Origin of the sequence: Pseudomonas sp. MF7453, assembly GCF_016405455.1 — a bacterium.
Taxonomy (GTDB): domain Bacteria; phylum Pseudomonadota; class Gammaproteobacteria; order Pseudomonadales; family Pseudomonadaceae; genus Aquipseudomonas; species Aquipseudomonas paralactis.
This window is the reverse complement of record NZ_JAEKCN010000033.1, coordinates 1-19,425: the sequence shown is the minus strand read 5'-3', so window position 1 is coordinate 19,425 and position 19,425 is coordinate 1. Positions and strand designations below refer to the sequence as shown.

The following is a 19,425-nucleotide window of genomic DNA, read 5'->3' as shown; positions in this document are numbered from 1 at the left end:
TCACCTCCCCATCCATGGAGTGATCCTGTGATCGAAATCCGCTCTCTTCGCGACCTGCTGCGGCTGTTTTTCATCTACCGCCGCGAATTCAAACTGGCAGTGATCACCACGATCGTCGTCGCGGTGCTGGGTGCCTTCCTGCTGCCGGCTCGCTACGAGTCCGACGCGCGCTTGCTGGTCAAGCCGGGGCGGGACAACACCACCTTGCCGATCGAAGCCGCCAACCGCCAGACGCTGATTGCCCCGAGTACCCAGCACGACCCGATTGTCGACGAAGAAAAAATGCTCACCGGCCGGCCCATCGTGCATATCGTCGCCGAGCGCTATATGGCGATGACCTCCGAACCGCCGCAAGGCTTCTGGAAGGTCACCAAGTTCTACATCAAGAAGGGCCTTGGCGAAGTCATCAATGGCATACGCAGTGTGCTGCAAGCTGTGGGCCTTGCCGAGAAACAAAGCCCGCTGGAACGCCTGGCGACCTCGTTGGAGAAGAACTTCAAAGCCGGCCACGAGCCAGGCTCTTCGGTGATCGAGATTTCCTTCACCTGGGACGACCCGGCGGTGGCGCAAAAAATCGTCGAGGAATGGGTCAATGCCTACCTTGAAGAGCGTGCCCGGATTCTTGGGCGCAAGAGCCTGCATACCTTTTATGAAACCGAACGCGCCAAGGTGGCGGAAAATATCCAAAGCTTGAAGGACCAGCTGCAAGGCCGCTTGAAGCAGATCGATTCGATCAGCGTCGATGCGCGCCTGAAAAACCTCACCAGCCAGATCGACCGTGTCACCGATGCCAAGGTCAGCGCCCAGAACCAGATCTCGGGGATTCGCAGCCTCCTGGCCAACGCCAGCCAGCAGATCAAGAGCCAGCCGGCAGATGTGGTGACGATGCGCGAAACCAGCCTCAACCCCACTCAACTGGATCTCAAGCGCCAGCTCAATACGCTGCAAGTGGAACGCGCACGCCTGTTGCGCACCTACCTGCCCGGCACACCGCAGGTCAATCAGATCGAGCAGAACATCCGCGACCTGGAAGCGCTCAGCGCTCAGGAAGCGACGCGCCTGGAACGCTCGCAAAACACCGCGCCCAACAGCCTGGTGATCAACGTCAAACAGCAAGTGATCGACGCCCAATTGCAAGAGCGCAAACTGGCCGGCGAAATCGAGAACTACGACAAGACCCTGGCCGAGCTGCGCGACCAGCGTGACAAGGCGATGACCGATGAGCCGGAACTCAACAAGCTGAGCCAGCAACTGCGCGCCGCCGAAAAAAGCTACGCCTTGTACTCGGACAATCTGGAACAGGCGCGTATCGATCACGAACTGGACAACAGCCAGATCAGCAACATCGCCCTGATCGAACACGCCACCCTGAACCCGTCACGTGTGTTTCCCAAGAGCCTGCTGATTCTGCTGTTCGCCATTCCCGCCGGCGTGGCCGTGGGCTTTTTGACCATCTATGTCCTGTACCTGCTGGACCAGCGCATCCACGACGGCACACGATTGCAGGAGATGTTCCAGGTGCCGCTGTGGAGCAGCATCCCCGATGTGCAAGACGCCACGCCGGCCGCCGTCACCGCCAGCCTCTATCGCCTGTACAGCCTGCTGCCCCTGGAGCGCATCGCCAGTGAAGGCTTTGCCCTGGGCCTGACCTCGGCGCGGCATGGCGAGGGCGTGACGTTTATCATCGAGCAGCTCAAGCGCCTGCTGGAAGAGCGTGGCCATCGCGTCTCGGTCGATGGGGTAAACGCGCCCACGGCGGGTGAAGTGCTGTTGCTGGACGCCTCGGCCTTGTCGTCCAACCCGCAGGCCTTCTTGACGCTGCGCCGTGCCGACCAGATCGTGCTGGTGATCGAAGCTCGCACCAGCACCGTACCGACCATCGAAAACGCGGTGTCGCTGCTGACCACCGCCTTCGGCAAAGTCGACGGCATGATCCTCAACCGCCGCCGCTTCGAAGTACCGGCCAAGGTCCTGGCGCGAATCAACAGCTGGCGCGGTGCGGCCTGATGCGTATTGCATTGCTGGCTCCCCTGCCGCCGGAACAGACCGGGATCGCCGATTACGCCGCGCATTTGCGCAACGCGCTGATCGAACTGGGCCTTGAGGTAGTGACCCCCCTCGCGGGCTGCCAGGACCTGGCTGAACAGTTGCAACGCTTGCAAGCCTTTGACTGGCGCAGTGTGGACCTGGTCCATGCCGAACTGGGGGGTGGGCGCTTCGGTGAATTCCAGGCGCTCAACTACCTGCGTCGAGCGCAACCGCAACTGCCGCTGACCGCCACCGTGCATGACCCGGAACGCTTGATCTGGCGCCGGGCCAAGCTGTTTTTCCCCTTGACCCTGCTCGAACGCCTGCCCCACCCGCTGCCCCAGGCGGCAGCGCTGCTGGCCGACCCGTTGACCTTGCACGAAGAACGGCGCCTGGCCAAAGGCATGCGCCGGCTGATCACCCTCACCCGCCTGGGCGGCGACTGCCTGCGCCAACGCATGGGCCTGCGCCCGCAACAAGTGGCGGTGATTGCCCACGGCAACCTGCCCATCGCCCCCCAGGACATGCCGCCGCTTGCGCCGCTGCGTCTGCTGTATTTCGGTTTTATCTATCGCGGCAAGGGCATTGAGGACCTGCTCCAGGCCCTTGCCCAGTCACTGGCTGCGCACCCGCAATGCCGAGGCCAGGTGCGCCTGACCCTGGCCGGCGGCACCGCCCCGGAAATGACCTTCGACCCGGCCGGCAACTACCTCGACGGCCTGCGCCAGCAGATCAGCGCGCTGCACCTGGAGGATGTGGTGGACTGGCAGCTGGACCTGCCTTCGGCGCAGATCGCCGCGACGATCCAGGCCCACCATGTGATGGTGCTGCCCTACCGCGAGTCGAAAAAACTCGGTTTCCTGGGACAGATGCGGGGCACCAGCGGCGCGCTGTCGTGGGCCAATGCTTGCGGGCGCGGGGTGATCACCTCCAATGCCCGTGCCTTTGCTGAAGAGGTGGCCGGCGGCAATGGCATCACCTATCAGCAGGGCGACATCGATTCCTTGAGCAGCGCCTTGAACCGCTTGATTCTCGACCCGCAACAGGCCCGGCAATGGGCTGCACGGGCCGGGGAAATCGGCCACCAACGCCAGTGGGCCAGTACGGCCCAACGTTTTGCCGAATTATTTCGGGATGCTTGTGAGGAGCCGTTGCGATGAGTATTTCATCTGTTCGCCCGATGTGGCGCTATCTGCCGCTGGTGCTGGCAATCGCCGTCGGTGGCGCTCTGCTGTCGAGTGAAAAAGTCGATGCGCAGCCGGTGAACCTGGCCCCGGAGCGCGGCGTGGTCTGGAAGGACTTCCTTGGCGTGAACGCGCACTTTCTGTGGTTCACGCCCGAGCAGTACCGCCAGCAGATCAAGCAATACAAGAAGCTTGGGTTGCAATGGGTGCGGGTCGACCTGCACTGGGATCGCCTGGAGCCCGAAGAAGACGGTTATCAGCTCAGCACCTTCGATGAACTGGAGCGCACCCTGACCGCTGAAAAAATTCGCTCGGTGTTTTACCTGGTGGGCTCGGCGCCCTTTATCACCACCGCCCCCAAGGGCGCGAAGTTCCAGGACCAGTATCGCCCGCGGGACCCCGAAATCTACGCGCTGCGCCTGGCACTCCTGGCCAAGCGCTACCCCAATATTGATGCCTGGCAGGTGTGGAACGAGCAGAACCTGCCGAACAACTGGCGCCCCAAAGTCGACGCCAAGGAGTACGGGCAATTGTTATTGGCCAGTCACCAGGCCCTGAACCTTGCCGCGCCCGGCAAACTGCAGGTCATGGGCGGCATGGCGTACTACAGCCAAATGCCGCCGCGTGGCAAAACCCTGATGTTCGAAGCACTCGGCGCGCTGGGTGTGCAAAACCTGGGCATGGTCGCGGCCTATCACCCTTATTCGATGACCCCGGAAACCGATGAGCCGGGCAAGAACGAAGTGCTGCTGCGCGGTGATCAACTCAACTCAATGCTGCACGGCGCCGGGATCAAGAACGTATGGGCCACCGAGTGGGGCTGGTCCAGCTACGCCGGCCCCAAGGAAATGCAGGACCTGATCGGTATCGACGGGCAGGCCGACTACACCTTGCGCCGCCTGGCGTTGATGGCGTCCCAGGACTATCAGAAGATTTTCCTGTTCGCGCTGTCCGACCTCGACCAACGCGCCTCGCCACGCGACCAGCACTACGGCCTGCTGAACCTGGACGGCGAACCGAAGCCGGTGTACACCGCCCTCGCCCGCTTCCTGGACATCACCGGCCCCTCCCTTAAACCCGGCACCACGCCGCAGCTTGAGGATGTGCCGGACAGTTTCTACAGCGTGGCCTGGACCCGCTCTGACGGAAAACACCTGCTGATGTATTGGAGTGCCAAAGGCAACACCATCAGCCTGCCGAACATCAAGCGCGCAGAACTGCTGGACCCGCTGACCGGAGCCCGGCAAACCCTGAGCGACGACAACGGTATTCGCCCAGCGGTGAAGCCGAGTTTGCAGATACTGGTGTGGTAGCCCCGGGTATGGAGAGCTGTACATGAGAATCCTATGGATTGTGCCCTACCTGCCGTGGCCAACCACCAGCGGCGGCAAGACCCGCCAGTACCATTTGCTGCGCACCTTGAGTGAACGCGGACATCGCATCACGCTGCTGGCGCAATCGAAGACACCGGCCGATGACGCGGTGTACGCCGCCCTTGAACCGTTGCTCGAACGCCTGATCGTGGTGCCGCGCCGGCCACTGAAACACCCGATGACTCTGCTCGCGGGCGTATTCGCACCCTGGCCGCTGTTGACCACGGTCAATGGCCTGTCGGCACCGTTGCAGGCCCAATTTGCGCAACTGTTGAACGAACACTGGGACGTGATTCAGGTGGAACACAGCTACAGCCTGCAACCGTTTCTGCGCACCTTGCAGCAACGCCAGCGCGCGTTTGTGCTGACCGAGCACAACCTGGAGTCGAGCCTGGGCGGCGCCACTTATGACCGTTTTCCCAAGTGGGCCGCGCCTTTTGTGCAGTATGACCAATGGCGCTGCCGGCAATGGGAGCGCAAGGCGTTCGATACCGCCGCCCATGTGATCGCGGTGACCGAGGCCGATGCCCAGGCCATGCGACCGTTGTCTGCAACGCCGGTGAGCGTGGTGGTCAATGGGGTCGACAGCCGTGCCTTCGCCCAGGTCAGTGCCGATGCGCTAAGCCAGCGTCTGTTGTTCGTCGGCAACTACGAATACGCCCCCAACCTGGACGCCGTGCAGTGGCTGCTTGAAGAAATCTTCCCCCGAGTCTGGCTGCGGTGCCCGACCGCGCGCCTGGCGGTGGCCGGTTACGGCTTGCCCGAACACTGGCGCGACCGCTGGCCGGATGAACGTGTCGAGTGGCTGGGGTTTGTTCCCGATCTGTGCGACCTGCAACGGCGCTGCACCGGTTTTGTCGCCGCGTTGCGCCATGGCGGCGGCTCCAAGCTCAAGGTATTGGAGGCGATGGCCGCCGGCTTGCCGCTGGTCAGCACGGCCCAGGGAGTTTCCGGGTTGGCGGTGCAACCACAGGCGCATTACCTGGCGGGAGAAAGCGCCGAGGCCCTGGCCGACGCCATCGTGCGCCTGCTGGATGAACCGCCGCTGGCCCGGCAACTGGCCGATGCAGCACGCGACTATGCGCGGCACTATCACGACTGGGCGGTGGCCGGTGACGAACTGGAGCACATCTACCACACCTTGCTCACTTCCAAGGAGTCTCAGCCATGCGCGTAGCCCTGGACTATCGCCCCGCAACGGTTGCGCCCTCGTCGGGCATCGCCCGCCAGGTCCTGGCGCTGGAAGATGCCCTGCGCGCACGAGGCAACACCGAGGTGGTGCTGTTCACTGAAGCGCCCCTGGACCACCTGCAACGCACGACCGCCACTTGCCCACCCTGGGCCAGCCCGCTCGATGGCCTGCAGCGGCCGCAGGTGCGCTTTCGATTTGAGCGCAAGTTTTTGCCCAGAGCCTTGCACGAGCAGCAGATCGACCTGCACATCGCCACGGCCAATATGGGCTTGCCACTGTGCCGCAAACCCGCCGGCACCCGCTATGTCCTGGTGCTGCATGACCTGTTTCAGCTGACTCAGCGTAACTTCCATCGCTCCCGGCTCAAGGCCCTGGCCTATCGCTTGATCGACGGCGCCTCGATTGCCTGGTCGGTGTGGCAGGCTGACCGAGTGTGGTGCCCTTCGCAGTTTTCTTGCAACGAAGCCGCCCGCGTATTCCCCTGGGCGCGGGCCAAGTTCCGGGTATTGAGCAACCTGGTGCCAGAATTGAATGCCGCGCCAGAGCCCCTGCCAGACAACCTGCCGGCGCGTTACTGGCTGGTGGTGGGCACACGGGAGCCGCGCAAGAACATGGTGTTTTTCCTGCGCCAATGGCAGGCCTGCCGTGCGGCGAACCCTGAGGTACCGGACCTGGTGCTGGTAGGCCACGCCAGCGATGTGCCGCCAGGCCTTGGCGAACTGCCGGGCCTGCATTGGGGCAGCGGTTTATCCGACGGCCAACTGCAAGCCCTCTACCGTCATGCCGCCTGCCTGTGGCAGCCGTCTTTTGCCGAGGGCTTTGGGCTGCCGGTGGTGGAAGCCTTGAGTGTCGGCACCCCAGTGGCGGTGGCACGCGGTTCCGCCCTGGACGAAGTCGCGCCTCCCGACGCCCCGCGCTTCGACCCGCACGACGCCAGGCAATTGCAGACCGTCATGCAACAACTGGCTGCCGCGAAGACCCCGGCAGACGCCGAAACGCAGCGCGCCTGGGCCCGGCAATTTGCCGAACCGGCCTATCGCTCGCGCCTGGATACTTTGCTCAAGGAATTGGACCGCTAATGCTGCCAGGAAAATTCATCAGCCTGCTCCTGGGTCTGGTCTTCGGCATTTTGCTGCTGGCCCTGTCGCCGATCAAAGCCTTGCTGGTCGTGGCCGGCGCAGCTGTGGCCTTGACCCTGATCCGCTTTCCCCTGTGGGGCTTGCTGATTTTCGCGGTGTTGGCCACCAGCATTCCCTACACCACGCTGGAGCTGGGGATCCGCACCACCATCAGCGAAGCGGTGTTGGGCCTGACCTGGGTCGGGGTGTTCTGGCAGTCGTTTATCGGCAAGACCCGCGGCTTGATCCTGTGGCGTCCGACCGAGCGCGCGCTGATGTGGCTGATGCTGTTCAGCGCTATTCCGTTTATCTGGGGCATGGTCATCATCCATGCCGAAGGCAACGGGCCGGTGAACTGGGTACGCTGGCTGATGAACCTGTCGTTGCTGTTTATCGTGCCGTTGCTGCTGCGCACCGACGCCGACCGCGACAAGGTGGTGGTCGCCCTGCTGCTGGGCAACCTGGCAATGCTGCTGCTGTCGATCTTCATGTTCCTGAAGACGCGCAATGCGATGTCGATGATCCAGGTGCTTACCGACCTTAAGTACGCCCACCCCGAAGCGGTGAAGGATATTTTCTCCGCCAACTACACGCGTATGGCCTCGCCCTGGGTACACCCCAACCTGACCGGTGGCGTGCTGGTGCTGTTTATCCCCCTGGCGCTGTTCTACGGCTGGACCCGCAGCGGCTGGCGGCGGGCGCTGGGCCTGGCGGTGGCGGTGCTGGGTTGTGCCGGCCTGCTGCTGAGTATTTCCCGTGGCGCCATCGTGGCCCTGGCGCTGGTGCTGATCTGGCTGACCTACAAGCGCGTGCCCAACAGCGGGCGCATCATCGGGATCGGCGTGGCATTTGGGGTTGCGCTGGTGATGTTCTATCCACCGTTGCAGGAGCGCTTGCTGACCATCTTCTCGTCCACCAACGCCAGTACCGAAATCCGCTTCGATGAGTACGCAAGATTCCCCGAAGCGATGTCGACGTACCCCCTGGGGATCGGCTTCAAGATCGACCCGCCGGTGCCCGGCACCAACCTGTTGGGCATCTCCAACTTGTGGCTGAACTTCATCTACAAGGTCGGCATTCCGGGGATGCTGCTGTTTATCACCGTCACCCTGTTGTGGTGGCGCGAAGTGCGGCCCCTGGGCCAGGTGCGCAAGGTCACCGCCGACAACGCCCTGTGGCTGGGGTGCATCTGCGGCGTGATGGCGGCGCTGCTGACCGGGATCTTCGACCACTATTTCAGCTTCACCTTTGTACTGATCGCGCTGTTCTGGCTGTTGATGGGCATGAGCCTGCAACAGGTGCGTCTGCGCCCTTCCATTACCGCCCCTCTTGCTGCTATTGCGCCAAAGGATAACCAACCATGAAGCACCGGATGATTCACTCCACCGATTTGCGCGACCGCCTCCCCACACTGGCCGCTGAAATAGGCGTGAGCCTGCCGGACCTGGAAGCGGCGCTGGACTGGTGCCTGGCCAACGACGTGGTGTTTGAAGAGGGCGAAGGAGACAACAAGCGTTTCTGGATAAATTCCATTGACCTGGAACCTGTCCTTGAGCAGCCGGTGGCCCGCCTTTTGTTCCGTCGTATGAAACAGGACCTGCCGGGCCAACTGTTGCCGCGCTACGGCAAAAACTGGGCAACGATCAAGGATCGCTGGCGCAACGCCTGGGACATGGCCTACAACATTCTGATCAACAAGATCCCCAGCCACCATGTGCGCATCGCCTGGCTGCGCCTGGGCGGCGCGAAGATCGGTAAAGGCTCCAGCTTGTGGCGCAACACCGAAGTGTTGGGCATCCACAATTTGAGAGTCGGTGACGATACGGTGATCGGCTGGCATTGCCAGGTGGATGCCCGCGCCGGGCTGGTGATCGGCAACCACGTGGCGATTGCCTCCCATGTGCTGATCATTGCCGGCAGTCATGATTTGCAGGCGCCGGAGTTCTGGTCGATTTCCGGGCCAATCTACATCGACGACTACGTGTGGATCGGCAGCCGAGCGTTGATCGGCTACGGCACGCACCTGGGCCATGGTTCGGTGATCAGCGCCAATACCGTGGTGGCCAAGGCAGTAGCCCCCTACAAAATCATTGGCGGTTCCGGGGCCAAAATCATGGGCGAGCGTTGCCATGATCTGAACTATAAGGTGGGTGGCAAAGGCTTGTTCACCCTGTTCCACTGATGTTCGGCAGCACACTGTGGCTGACCGTAGCGACGCTTGCCGGGCTGGTCGCCGGTTTTGCCCGCGAATGGTTGTTGGTAGCGGCCTGGGGCGCGGGCAGTCGCAGCGACGGGTTTCTGGTGGCGGTGTTTCTGCCCGAAGCGTTGCGCATGACCCTGGCCGCCGGGTTGCTCGCGGCGGCGGCCCTGCCCCTGTATCAACAACGCGACCCACAACGCCAGCAAGCCTGGCTGGCCAGCTTGTCCCCACGCCTGCTGGGGGTGGGCCTGGCCCTGTTTGCCATCCTGGCACTGGGCGCGCCGCTGTGGGTGCGCCTGATCGGCCCTGGCCTGGACGCTGCGGCCCATGCCGAAGCCGCGGCCAACTTGCGCTGGCTGGCGGCCTGCGCGCCGGGCCTGGTGATGCATGGGTTGTTCAGTATTCCCTTGCAGGCACGTCAACGTTTTGTGCTGCCAGGGCTGGGCTCTTTGCTTTTTAACCTGCCGCCGGTGCTGTACCTTTTCATCCGTGGCAGCGCAAGCGACAGCGGCGAGCTGGCCATGAGCTTTTTTGCCGGCAGTGTCTTGATGTGCCTGCCGCTGCTGGCGCCGGTGTGGTCGTTCGGCTGGCGGCCATGGCAAGTCACTGGCGACAAGCTGGCGGGCCGCGAACTGCTGGGGCGCATCGGGCCGTTGTTGGCCAGCAATGTCGCCAGCCAGGGTCTGGCGCTGCTCGAACGTTTGATCGCCAGTTATCTGGGGGAAGGCGCCGTCACTTGGGTCAACCTCGCCCGCAAGTTGATCAACCTGCCATTGATCGCGCTGATGAGCCTTAACCAGGTCCTGCTGGGCATGATGAGCGGCGAACAAGGCCAGCAACGCCTGGCCCTGCTGCGTCGGGGCCTGGATGCGGCGACCCTGCTCAGCCTGCCCGCCGCCCTCGGCCTGATCGGCGCCAGCCCGGTACTGATTCATCTGCTGATGCCCACCCAAAGCGCCGACGGCCCATTGCCCGCGCTGCTGGCCTGGTTCGCAACGCCCTTGGTGTTCGGCGCCTGGAACGCCATGCTCGCCCGCTACGCCTATGCCAGCGGCGACACGCGCCTGCCCTTGCGCTGCGAACTGCTGGGCAGCGGGGTCAACGCTTTGCTGCTGGTGCTGCTGCCGTACTTTTTGGGTTTGCCCGGTATCGCCCTGGCGGCGCTGGGCGGGGTTATCGTCACCAACCTGCTGCTGATGCAACGCCAGCAATTGCTTGGCCAACTGGGCTGGCCGCTGCAATGGGGGCTGAGTGCGGTATCACTGGGCTTTGCAGCCGTTATCTTGCACCCATTGCAAAACGACGGCTGGCAACTGGGCTTGAGTACCGTGACGGCGGCCCTGGTATTGGGAGGGTTGGCTGGATGGTTCAAACCGTGGAAACAGTGAACTGGAGCCCGCGCCGCAACGGCCTGCGCAGGAGCTGGTAAGCCAGCTCCTGCACAGACTCAGTCATCCAGCGTTTGCGGCGCCGCCGGTTTGGCTGCCTTACCCGCTTTGGGAGCGTTCTTGCCCGGAGCAGGTACAGGTTCTGGCGCAACCGGCGCCGCCGCTTCTTTCTCGGCCATCGGCATCTGGTCAATGGCGCTGAAAAACTCCTTCAGATCGAGGGTATCCGGCGGTACGGTTTTCTCCAGTTTTTTATCGCCATCCTTGCCGATCAGAATCACCTTGGTGCCGCTGCCCGCTCCAAGTTTGAGGGCACGGATCAGCGCGTTGGTTTCCGGTGGCGTGAGCTTCTTGTTGTCCTTGGGGTCCTTGGCGAACTTCTCCCCTTCGGCGCCGATGCTGCCGAACTTCACGGTGTAGAACACCATGCTGCGTTCTTCAAAGGACTGTTTGGTGGCCGGCTCGTCCAACTGCTTCTTGACGGTCGCCAAGGTGTCGTTGCCGGAGTCCAGCTCCACCACGACCAGCGGCCGGGCCTTGCCCAGGTCTTGCTTGAGCGGGTTGATATCATCAGCGGCCAACAACGGCCCCGTAAAAGCCATCAAGGTAGCCAGGGTCAGCGACCGGATGAGCATGCGCACCTCCTTTGAATTCCATGCAGGGTTCTTGAGTTTCATGTCTGCGACAGTCAAATTCAAGGATGATTCCTACATCACTTTGAGAAGAGTAGGTCAGGACGCCCGCTACGCAAGGGCTTGGACAGTCGCCTGGCCATTGTTTCTTCCGGTTACGAGACCTTCCACTGCGGCCAATGCCGGGCAAATACGGGGGCCACGACAGGGTCAGCGTCTACCTGCTCCAGGCTCTGCGCAAAGCCCGGCGCCAGGTTGCCGAGCACCTCGCGCGCCTCATCCCAACGCGACACTGCCGCCGCCATGATGCCCAGTGCATTCGGCGCGTTGCTCGGGGTAAACAGCTGGCCGGCAAACTGATCGGCAAACACGACCCAAGCCTGGTGCAGGTAGCGCCGTGTGCCGCTGACCAGTTGCGCTTGCTGCGCTTCATCGGCATTCCCCAACCAGCGTTGCGGGTAGTCGATGATGCCGATCGCCGAATAGCAATTGGCGGCGATGTACAACAAGCCGCGCAGGATCTGCGCACGATCGCCGGCCAGTAACTGGGCCTTGGGATACTCCAGGCCCAGGTGGATCAGGATCGCGGCGCTTTCGGTCAGTACCTGGCCATTGGGGGTGACCAGGGTGGGGATCTGCTTGAGTGGATTGATACGTGCAAGGGCGTCGCTGCCCTCGCCGTCCTGCCAGGAACTGGCGTCCACGCGATGCCATGGCACTGCGCAGCGCTGCAGCGCGATTTCGATCATGCAGGAACCGGATTCGTCGGTGCCATAAAGTGTGTACATGGGCGTTTCCTCCTGAGCGATGGGCGATAGGGACAGTGGTCCAGAACCTAGAATAGCCCCATCTGCCCGCCCACCAGGGTGCCGAAATCATCATTGACGAATGGCAGTATGGCGTCTGCAACGGGCTGCAGTTGGCGAGTCACGTAGTGGTCGTAGTCGATGGGCGCTTGCCGCACTTCCAGGGGTTCGGGGCCATTGACGCTGATCACATAGCTGATCCAGCCACCGCGCTGGTACTGGCGCGGGCGCCCCAGGCGGTCGTTGTATTCGTCCGCCAGGCGTGCCGCGCGTACATGGGGCGGCACGTTGCGTTCGTAGTCGTGCAAGGGCCGGCGCAGGCGCTTGCGGTAGATCAGCAACTCGTCGAATTCGCCGCTCAGGGTACGGCGCACGTAATCGCGTATGTAGTCCTGATGGGGCTGACGATGGAAGATGCGCTGGTAGAGTTCCTGCTGAAATTGCCGGGCCAGGGGCGACCAGTCGCTGCGCACGGTTTCCAGGCCCTTGTAGATCATCTCTTCGCTGCCATCGTCGCGTACGACCAAACCGGCGTAGCGCTTCTTGCTGCCCTCCTCCGCGCCACGGATGGTCGGCATCAGGAAGCGGCTGAAGTGGGTTTCGTATTGCAGCTCCAGTGCACTTTGCAGGCCGTATTCAGTGCTCAGGTGCGTGCGCCACCAGTCGTTGACGTGCTGCACCAGCGCCAGGCCGATACGATTGGCGTCCTGCGGGGAATGGGCGCTGCCGAGCCAGACGAAGGTGGAGTCGGTGTCGCCGTAGATCACTTCGTAGCCCTGGGCCTCCACCAGCTCGCGGGTCTGGCGCATGATCTGGTGCCCACGCAGGGTGATTGACGATGCCAACCGCGTATCGAAGAACCGGCAGCCACTGGAGCCGAGCACGCCGTAGAAGGCATTCATGATGATTTTCAGGGCTTGGGACAGCGGCGCATTGTGCTCGCGCTTGGCCTCTTCACGGCCTTCGGATACGCGCGTGACGATGGACGGCAGGCAGTGCCGGGTGCGGGAGAAACGCGCGCCGCGAAAGCCCTCTACCGAGTCGCTGTCGTCGGGATGCTTGAGGCCTTCGATCAAGCCCACCGGGTCGATCAGGAAACTGCGGATGATCGACGGGTAAAGGCTTTTGTAGTCCAGCACCAGCACCGATTCGTAGAGGCCCGGGCGGGAGTCCATGACAAACCCGCCAGGGCTGGCCTGGGGCGGTTTGTCGCCCAGGTTCGGCGCGACGAAACCCTGGCGGTGCATCAACGGCATGTACAGGTGGGTGAAGGCGGCCACCGAGCCGCCGTTACGGTCGGCCGGCAAACCGGTGACGCTGGCGCGTTCGAGCAGGAATTTGAGTAGCTCGGTCTTTTCGAAAATCCGCGTGACCAGTTCGCAGTCCTTGAGGTTGTAGCGCGCCAGGGCGGGCTTGTCCTCGGCGAACATGCGGTTAATCTCATCCATGCGCTGGTATGGGGTGGAGATGTCCTTGCCTTCGCCGAGCAGGGTTTGCGCGACGTTTTCCAGGCTGAAGGATTCAAAGCTCCAGGTCGCTGAGCGCAGCGCTTCGATCCCATCAATGATCAAGCGCCCCGCCGCCGCTGCGAAGTAATGATTGCGGCTGCCGTGCTCGCGCCAGGTCATGGCTTCACCGCCACGCCCCAGCAACAGCGGCACGTTCAGGCGCTGGGCGTGTTCATGCAGGACGCGCAGGTCGAACTGCACCACATTCCAGCCGATGATCGCGTCGGGATCAAAGGTGGCCAGCCATTGGTTGAGGCGTTCGAGCAATTGTGCGCGGGTGTCGCAATAGTCGAGCTTGAAGTCCACGGCGTCGGTTTTATTTGGCGGGCCGAGCATGTACACCTGGCGCTCGCCGCAGCCTTCGAGAGCGATGGAATACAGATCACCCTGGGCGGTGGTCTCGATGTCCAGCGACACCAATTTCAATCGCGGGCGGTAGTCGGGCGCGGGCTTCATCTGCGCGTCAAGCAAAGCGCCGCCGGCATCCGCCGTGCCGCCGAACCACACCGGGGCGGTGATAAAGCGTTCCATCATGTAGCGCTCGGGCGGTCGTACGTCGCCTTCGTAGACATCCACCCCGGCGCTGCGCAGGCGCTTTTCGATGTCCATCAACTGGCGGTGCTGGCGGGCGTAGAGGCCCAGGACCGGGCGATGGTGGAAGTCGCACAGTTGCAGCGCACGCAACTCCAGATCGCGCTCGCCCTTGAGCAGCCAATCAAGCGGCTTTCGATGGACCTCGGGAATGAACATCACCGAAGTTTGCACGGGTAGGCGAATACACCGAGGCCCATGGTCGGTGGCCAGCCAGAAACTGACCTCCGTGCCCGCCGGGGTATCGCGCCAATGCCGGGTCAGGACAAAACCCTGCTGTAAATCCACCGTACCGCACCTCAGGAATCGCTTTCAGGGCGTGATTCTACTCGGCATCCGTACAAACGCGGCAGGTTAACGCGCACGCGGAGCGCGATCCGTGGCTTGCCGCTGAATGGCGACGACATTTCCTATAACGGTTTGTACGGCGTCCTGCCTCGCCAGATCATCTCCACCGATGCCCTGGAGCGAGTGGAAGTGTTCAAGGGTCCCAATGCTTTCATCAATGGAATCACTCCCACCGGTTCGGGTATTGGTGGCGGTGTGAACCTGCAACCCAAGCGCGCCGATGATGTGCCGCTGCGTCGTTTCAGCACCGACATCAGCAGTGATGGCCGGATTGGCGAGCACCTGGATATTGGCCAGCGCTTCGGCGAAGACAACCGGTTTGGCGCACGGGTCAACCTGTCCCAGCGCGAAGGCGATACCGGGATTGATGATGAAAACCAGCGTTCGAAGCTGTTTGCCGTCGGCCTTGATTACCGCGGCGATGCGTTGCGGCTGTCCGGTGATTTTGTGTATCAGAAGCAGCGTATCAACGGTGGGCGTAACTCGGTGTTCCTTGGCACCATCACCCAGGTACCGGATGCGCCGTCGACAGGCACCAACTACGCGCCAAGCTGGAGCAGTACCAACCTTGAAGACACGTTGGGGATGCTGCGCGCCGAATATGACCTGAATGAAAACTGGACCGCCTACGCGGCAGCCGGTGCCAAACACAGCCGTGAAATGGGACGCTACTCGTCGGTGACCTTGAGCGATAATCTGGGCAATGCCAGCGCCAGCGGCTCAACTATCGCCCATGAAGAAAACAATACCAGCGCCATGGGTGGCCTCAATGGCAATTTCCAGACCGGCCCGGTGAGCCATCGGCTCAACTCCGGCCTGGCAGGCATCTGGACCGAGGCGCGCAACGCCTATGTCTTCGCCAGCGCTAAGACCCCGACCAATATCTATCACCCCGTGACCGGCGCGCCGCCGGCCCTCAACAGCCCACGCAATACCCCAGGCACCGACTTCAGCAATCCTACTATCACCGACAAGACATTCGTGCGCAGCGTCGCGGTATCCGACACCTTGGGGTTCTTCGATGACCGTCTGTTGGTGACCGTTGGTGCACGTCGCCAGCAGATGGTGGTGCAGAGTTACAACTACATGAGCGGTACCCGCACCGCCAACTATGACGAATCGATCACCACACCGGTCTACGGCATTGTGTTCAAACCGTGGGAGCACGTATCTCTGTATGCCAACCGCATTGAAGGCCTGGCTCAGGGCCCGACGTCGCCGCTCAAATCAGGCAACCTGACGGTCATCGGTGGCGGGCAAGCTTATGCGCCTGCCCGGTCCAAGCAAATCGAAGCCGGTGTCAAAGTGGACATGGGCACCTACGGCGCGACCTTGGGTGTTTACCGTATCGAGCAGCCTGGTGCGGGCTATGCCGAGGCCATCGACGCCACCACCGCCCGCTACGTACGGGAAGGCCAACAGATCAACAAGGGCGTCGAGCTCAACGTATTCGGCGAACCGCTCAGCGGCCTGCGCTTGCTGGGCGGGGTGACCCTGATGAAAACCGAACTCAAGGGCACCCTCAACGGCGCCAACGACGGCAACCGTGCCATTGGCGTACCGTCATTCCAGCTCAACGCCGGGGTGGATTGGGATGTGCCCGGCCTGCAAGGCGTAAGCCTCAGCGGGCGTATGCTGCGCACCGGCGGGCAGTACGCCGACGCGGCCAACAACCTGAGTCTGCCGGCCTGGAACCGCTTCGACTTGGGTGCGCGCTACACCTTCGCCGTGGACAAGCGCGAGGTGACATTGGGTGCCACGGTAGAGAACGTCGCCAACCAGAAATACTGGGAGTCGGCCCAGGGCGGGTTCCTGAGCCAGAGGGATCCGCGAGTGGCGAAGTTGTCGGCGTCGATTGATTTCTAGAACGTGATTACGTTGGGGGGCTGATCTCCCCCCTTGCCCACCATCATACTGGTCGGGTTTCGCTCAGATAGGTTTCGATATTGCCCATCTGCTCATCCCAACCACGGGAGTTCATCTTGAACGCCTTCTGGCGCCGCGCCTCGGGAACCTGGTCGAAACCGGATTCGACAACCCGCAGCAGGATACCTGGGGCGCGATCCTCGATGGTGAACTCCACCAGGGTCGGTGTTTCGTTGTCGTAGTCGACGCCTTCCTCTACCGCGAAGGGATGCCACCAGAAAGAGAACAGCGTTTGCGGCAGGACGCGTTCGATCCTGGCCTTCCAGACTACATGTTCGTAGCCTGGGTAAGTAATTGGCGCTTCGATAGTTTGCCCGGCTACAAAGGTTTTGCCCTTGAGCGCGATACCGAACCAGCTGCCAAATTGCTCGGCATCCGTGAGAGCCTCCCAAACCTGTTTACGCGATGCATTGAGCAGGACTTTGCGTTCGATTCGATCTAATACGTGCATGAGTCACCTCCTTCTTTGAACAGTAGGCGACATCGACCAATGCGCAACCTTGCGTTGTGCGCGATGATGATGACCCCCTCCTTGACCTGGCCATAGGTTATGACTGACCCATTGAATGGAAGTTGCTTGTGCAAAGCCGTGCGCTATCAGGTGGACAGCCTGGACATGCCCATCAGCCACTGCCATTGCGACAGCTGTCGCAAGGCACACGCAGCTGCGTTTGTTGCCACTGCCGGGGTGATGCGCGAGCATTTTCGCTGGACGCACGGTGAAGAGCTTTTGGCATCCTTTGAATCCTCGCCGGGGAAACTCCGACGCTTCTGCTCGCGCTGCGGCTCACATCTGATTGCCGAACGGGGGCATCAGCCCCACGTGATCGTGCGGGTGGCGACGCTGGACGATGATCCCGGCGTCAGGCCCACCTCGCATATCTGGATGGCCCATGAGGTGCCGTGGCTGGCCTATGACGGCGTAGAGCGCTGGGTCGAGTGGCAGGTCTGAGTCAGACGCGTGGGTCACCTGGCGCTTTGGCAGGTGTCGCATACTGCGGCTTGAGATGACCTTCCTGGTCAAGTAACCAGGCATCCATGATCTGCCGCACAACCGGCCCGGCCACACGACCACCGGCCTCACCGTTTTCGATCATGACGGAAATCACGATCTTCGGATGTTCGGCCGGCGCAAAACCGACGAACAAGGCGTTATCGCGATGACGCTCCAACGTCTTGTTACGGTTGTAGCGCTCACCCTGCTTGATCGCCACCACCTGGGCGGTACCACTCTTGCCGGCGATGCGGTATTGGGCACCTTGCGCTGCCGCCCGGGCGATACCGCGTGGGTCGTGCATCACCAGTTGCATACCGTGGTTGACCTGCTCCCAGTCACGCGGATCTTTTAGCACCACGTTAGGCATGGGGTTCTCGTCCACGGGAGGCACGCCATTGATGGTCTTGGCCAGGTGCGGACGGTTCCATATGCCTTTGTTGGCGATCAATGCGGTGGCTTGGGCCAGTTGCAGCGGCGTCACTTGCATATAGCCCTGGCCGATGCCGAGGATCACGGTTTCGCCTGGGAACCAGGGTTGGCGACGGGTCGCACGCTTCCAGGCCTGAGAGGGCATGAGCCCCGCGGACTCTTCGAACATGTCCAGGGATACTTTCTGACCGAGGCCGAACTCGGCGAGGTAGTCATGCAGGCGATCGATGCCCAGCTTGTGGGCCAGGTCGTAGAAGTACGTGTCGTTGGAACGCATGATGGCGGCGTCCATGTCCACCCAACCGTCGCCACTGTGGTTCCAGTTGCGGTATTTGTGGTCAAAGTCCGGCAGCTGGTAATAGCCAGGGTCGAACACACGGGTTTGGGGGGTCACAACGCCACTGTCGAGACCGGCGATGGCCACTTCCGGCTTGATGGTTGAGCCAGGCGCATAGAGCCCACGTAGCACGCGGTTGAACAGCGGCCGATCAATCGAATCGTGCAGCGCGGCGTATTCCTTGAAGCTGATACCGGTGACGAACAGGTTCGGATCGAAACTCGGTTTGCTGACCATGGCCAGCACTTCGCCGGTTTGCGGGTCCAGAGCCACGACCGAACCGCGCCGGTCGCCCAGGGCCTCTTCGGCGGCTTCCTGGAGCTTGACGTCGAGGCTCAGGACGATATTTTTGCCGGGGATCGGATCGGTGTGCTTGAGCACGCGCAATACGCGGCCCTGGGCATTGGTCTCAACCTCCTCATAACCGACATGGCCGTGCAGCTCGGCCTCGTAAAAACGCTCAATCCCGGTTTTGCCGATGGATTGGGTACCGCGGTACTCCACGGAATCAAGGGTCTTGGATTCTTTTTCATTGATGCGGCCGACGTAGCCAATGGAGTGGGCAAAGTGCGCACCCAGCGGATAGTGGCGTACAAATTGCGGCTCGACGTCCACCCCTGGTAAACGGAACTCGTTGACGGCCAAAACGGCGATCTGTTCTTCGTTCAGCTCGTAGAACAACGTGACCGGAACAAACGGGTGACGAGCCTGCTTGAGTGCCTTATCGAACATGGCACGGTCTTCGGCAGGCAAATGCAGCAGACTGACGATTGCGTCCAGCTCACCCTTGAGATCGGTGGTGCGTTCACGAGTAATAGTCAGGTTGTAGCTCGGACGGTTATCAGCCAGGACCACGCCGTTACGGTCATAGATCAAGCCGCGAGTCGGCGTGATAGGCAATACATGGACCCGGTTGTTTTCCGAGATAGTGGAGTGGTAGTCGTACTGCACCACTTGCAGAAAATACATACGCCCCACCAGGGCACAGGTGATGCCTACCACTAATAGCGCACAGGCCAGCAAGCGCTTGTTGACCAGGCGGTTTTCTTTTTCATGATCTTTGATAGGTATCGGTTCAGGCATTTCTACAGCATCTCGTTGGAAAATGGCGACGCCGCCTCCTGCGGGTAACGATCAGTCCTTATGAAAATGTGCTGCACCATACCAAAAAAATGCAGAAACACTTTGCATTGATTTCCCCAGCGGCACGCCGATTTAGGCGAGAGTGCCAGAGGTTGCCAGCTTTTCGACCGCCCAAAACAAAACCCCTGTTTGCGTTAGCAAACAGGGGTTTCGGAATTTAATCTTGACGATGACCTACTCTCACATGGGGAAACCCCACACTACCATCGGCGATGCATCGTTTCA

General features: G+C 61.7%; 14 protein-coding genes and 1 pseudogene. 10 read left to right on the top strand and 5 right to left on the bottom strand.

The annotated features are described in order from the left end of the window. Positions 1-27: 27 nt before the first annotated feature. Genes JFT63_RS28590 through JFT63_RS28555 form a run of 8 tightly spaced genes read left to right on the top strand, consistent with a single transcriptional unit; the run spans position 28 to position 10,483 of the window. Positions 28-2,007, top strand: a complete 1,980-nt coding sequence (locus JFT63_RS28590) for a GumC family protein (protein WP_057704365.1) — start codon at positions 28-30, stop codon at positions 2,005-2,007. After that, entirely contained in the window at positions 2,007-3,188 is a 1,182-nt protein-coding gene (locus tag JFT63_RS28585) for a glycosyltransferase (protein WP_198845253.1), read from the top strand. The genes JFT63_RS28590 and JFT63_RS28585 overlap by 1 nt, the downstream gene beginning before the upstream one ends. Next, positions 3,185-4,525 carry a beta-galactosidase gene (locus tag JFT63_RS28580; protein ID WP_057704367.1) on the top strand — a complete coding sequence of 447 codons (1,341 nt, stop codon included), beginning with the start codon at positions 3,185-3,187 and terminating at the stop codon, positions 4,523-4,525. Before JFT63_RS28585 ends, JFT63_RS28580 begins: the two co-directional genes overlap by 4 nt. A 22-nt stretch (positions 4,526-4,547) precedes the next feature. Beyond that, complete coding sequence (locus JFT63_RS28575) at positions 4,548-5,762, top strand: glycosyltransferase family 4 protein (protein WP_198845252.1); 1,215 nt, start codon at positions 4,548-4,550, stop codon at positions 5,760-5,762. Continuing rightward, positions 5,753-6,856, top strand: a complete 1,104-nt coding sequence (locus JFT63_RS28570) for a glycosyltransferase family 4 protein (protein ID WP_198845251.1) — start codon at positions 5,753-5,755, stop codon at positions 6,854-6,856. The genes JFT63_RS28575 and JFT63_RS28570 overlap by 10 nt, the downstream gene beginning before the upstream one ends. Continuing rightward, positions 6,856-8,259 carry an O-antigen ligase family protein gene (locus JFT63_RS28565; RefSeq protein WP_198845250.1) on the top strand — a complete coding sequence of 468 codons (1,404 nt, stop codon included), beginning with the start codon at positions 6,856-6,858 and terminating at the stop codon, positions 8,257-8,259. Before JFT63_RS28570 ends, JFT63_RS28565 begins: the two co-directional genes overlap by 1 nt. Continuing rightward, positions 8,256-9,077, top strand: a complete 822-nt coding sequence (locus JFT63_RS28560; RefSeq protein ID WP_057704371.1) for an acyltransferase — start codon at positions 8,256-8,258, stop codon at positions 9,075-9,077. Before JFT63_RS28565 ends, JFT63_RS28560 begins: the two co-directional genes overlap by 4 nt. After that, positions 9,077-10,483: a lipid II flippase MurJ gene (locus JFT63_RS28555; protein WP_057704372.1), complete on the top strand. Its 1,407-nt coding sequence runs from the start codon at positions 9,077-9,079 to the stop codon at positions 10,481-10,483. Before JFT63_RS28560 ends, JFT63_RS28555 begins: the two co-directional genes overlap by 1 nt. Before the next feature lie 59 nt (positions 10,484-10,542). Here JFT63_RS28555 and JFT63_RS28550 read toward each other — a convergent pair whose 3' ends face one another. The 3 genes from JFT63_RS28550 to JFT63_RS28540 all read right to left on the bottom strand — a co-directional run bounded on the left by JFT63_RS28550 (position 10,543) and on the right by JFT63_RS28540 (position 14,308). After that, complete coding sequence (locus tag JFT63_RS28550; RefSeq protein ID WP_057704373.1) at positions 10,543-11,118, bottom strand: DUF4174 domain-containing protein; 576 nt, start codon at positions 11,116-11,118, stop codon at positions 10,543-10,545. Between the two features lie 152 nt (positions 11,119-11,270). After that, the gene (locus JFT63_RS28545; protein ID WP_057704374.1) at positions 11,271-11,903 is read right to left on the bottom strand and encodes a glutathione S-transferase N-terminal domain-containing protein; all 633 of its coding nucleotides are present in this window, start codon (positions 11,901-11,903) and stop codon (positions 11,271-11,273) included. Between the two features lie 47 nt (positions 11,904-11,950). Further along, positions 11,951-14,308 carry a DNA polymerase II gene (locus JFT63_RS28540; protein ID WP_198708566.1) on the bottom strand — a complete coding sequence of 786 codons (2,358 nt, stop codon included), beginning with the start codon at positions 14,306-14,308 and terminating at the stop codon, positions 11,951-11,953. Positions 14,309-14,329: 21 nt separating this feature from the next. On the opposite strand from JFT63_RS28540, the pseudogene JFT63_RS28535 reads away from it, so the two are divergent. Beyond that, a pseudogene (locus tag JFT63_RS28535) lies at positions 14,330-16,234 on the top strand (TonB-dependent receptor); the annotation flags it as partial. A gap of 43 nt (positions 16,235-16,277) precedes the next feature. Here the strand turns inward: JFT63_RS28535 and JFT63_RS28530 are convergent. Continuing rightward, positions 16,278-16,745 (bottom strand): SRPBCC family protein, encoded by a 468-nt coding sequence (locus JFT63_RS28530; protein WP_003190189.1) that lies wholly within the window; start codon positions 16,743-16,745, stop codon positions 16,278-16,280. 99 nt (positions 16,746-16,844) lie between these two features. Here JFT63_RS28530 and JFT63_RS28525 point away from each other — a divergent pair, with 99 nt between their 5' ends. Further along, entirely contained in the window at positions 16,845-17,246 is a 402-nt protein-coding gene (locus JFT63_RS28525; protein WP_198708563.1) for a GFA family protein, read from the top strand. 1 nt (position 17,247) lies between these two features. Here JFT63_RS28525 and mrdA read toward each other — a convergent pair whose 3' ends face one another. Further along, the gene (mrdA, locus tag JFT63_RS28520; RefSeq protein ID WP_198708562.1) at positions 17,248-19,140 is read right to left on the bottom strand and encodes a penicillin-binding protein 2; all 1,893 of its coding nucleotides are present in this window, start codon (positions 19,138-19,140) and stop codon (positions 17,248-17,250) included. Positions 19,141-19,425 lie beyond the last annotated feature (285 nt).

Bases quoted from the DNA above. Each gene is read 5' to 3' on its own strand.
- JFT63_RS28585 (WP_198845253.1), top strand. From the start codon at position 2,007: ATGCGTATTGCATTGCTGGCTCCCCTGCCGCCGGAACAGACCGGGATC.
- JFT63_RS28580 (WP_057704367.1), top strand. From the start codon at position 3,185: ATGAGTATTTCATCTGTTCGCCCGATGTGGCGCTATCTGCCGCTGGTG.
- JFT63_RS28575 (WP_198845252.1), top strand. From the start codon at position 4,548: ATGAGAATCCTATGGATTGTGCCCTACCTGCCGTGGCCAACCACCAGC.
- JFT63_RS28570 (WP_198845251.1), top strand. From the start codon at position 5,753: ATGCGCGTAGCCCTGGACTATCGCCCCGCAACGGTTGCGCCCTCGTCG.
- JFT63_RS28565 (WP_198845250.1), top strand. From the start codon at position 6,856: ATGCTGCCAGGAAAATTCATCAGCCTGCTCCTGGGTCTGGTCTTCGGC.
- JFT63_RS28560 (WP_057704371.1), top strand. From the start codon at position 8,256: ATGAAGCACCGGATGATTCACTCCACCGATTTGCGCGACCGCCTCCCC.
- JFT63_RS28555 (WP_057704372.1), top strand. From the start codon at position 9,077: ATGTTCGGCAGCACACTGTGGCTGACCGTAGCGACGCTTGCCGGGCTG.
- JFT63_RS28550 (WP_057704373.1), bottom strand. From the start codon at position 11,118: ATGCTCATCCGGTCGCTGACCCTGGCTACCTTGATGGCTTTTACGGGG.
- JFT63_RS28545 (WP_057704374.1), bottom strand. From the start codon at position 11,903: ATGTACACACTTTATGGCACCGACGAATCCGGTTCCTGCATGATCGAA.
- JFT63_RS28530 (WP_003190189.1), bottom strand. From the start codon at position 16,745: ATGCACGTATTAGATCGAATCGAACGCAAAGTCCTGCTCAATGCATCG.
- JFT63_RS28525 (WP_198708563.1), top strand. From the start codon at position 16,845: ATGACTGACCCATTGAATGGAAGTTGCTTGTGCAAAGCCGTGCGCTAT.
- mrdA (WP_198708562.1), bottom strand. From the start codon at position 19,140: ATGCCTGAACCGATACCTATCAAAGATCATGAAAAAGAAAACCGCCTG.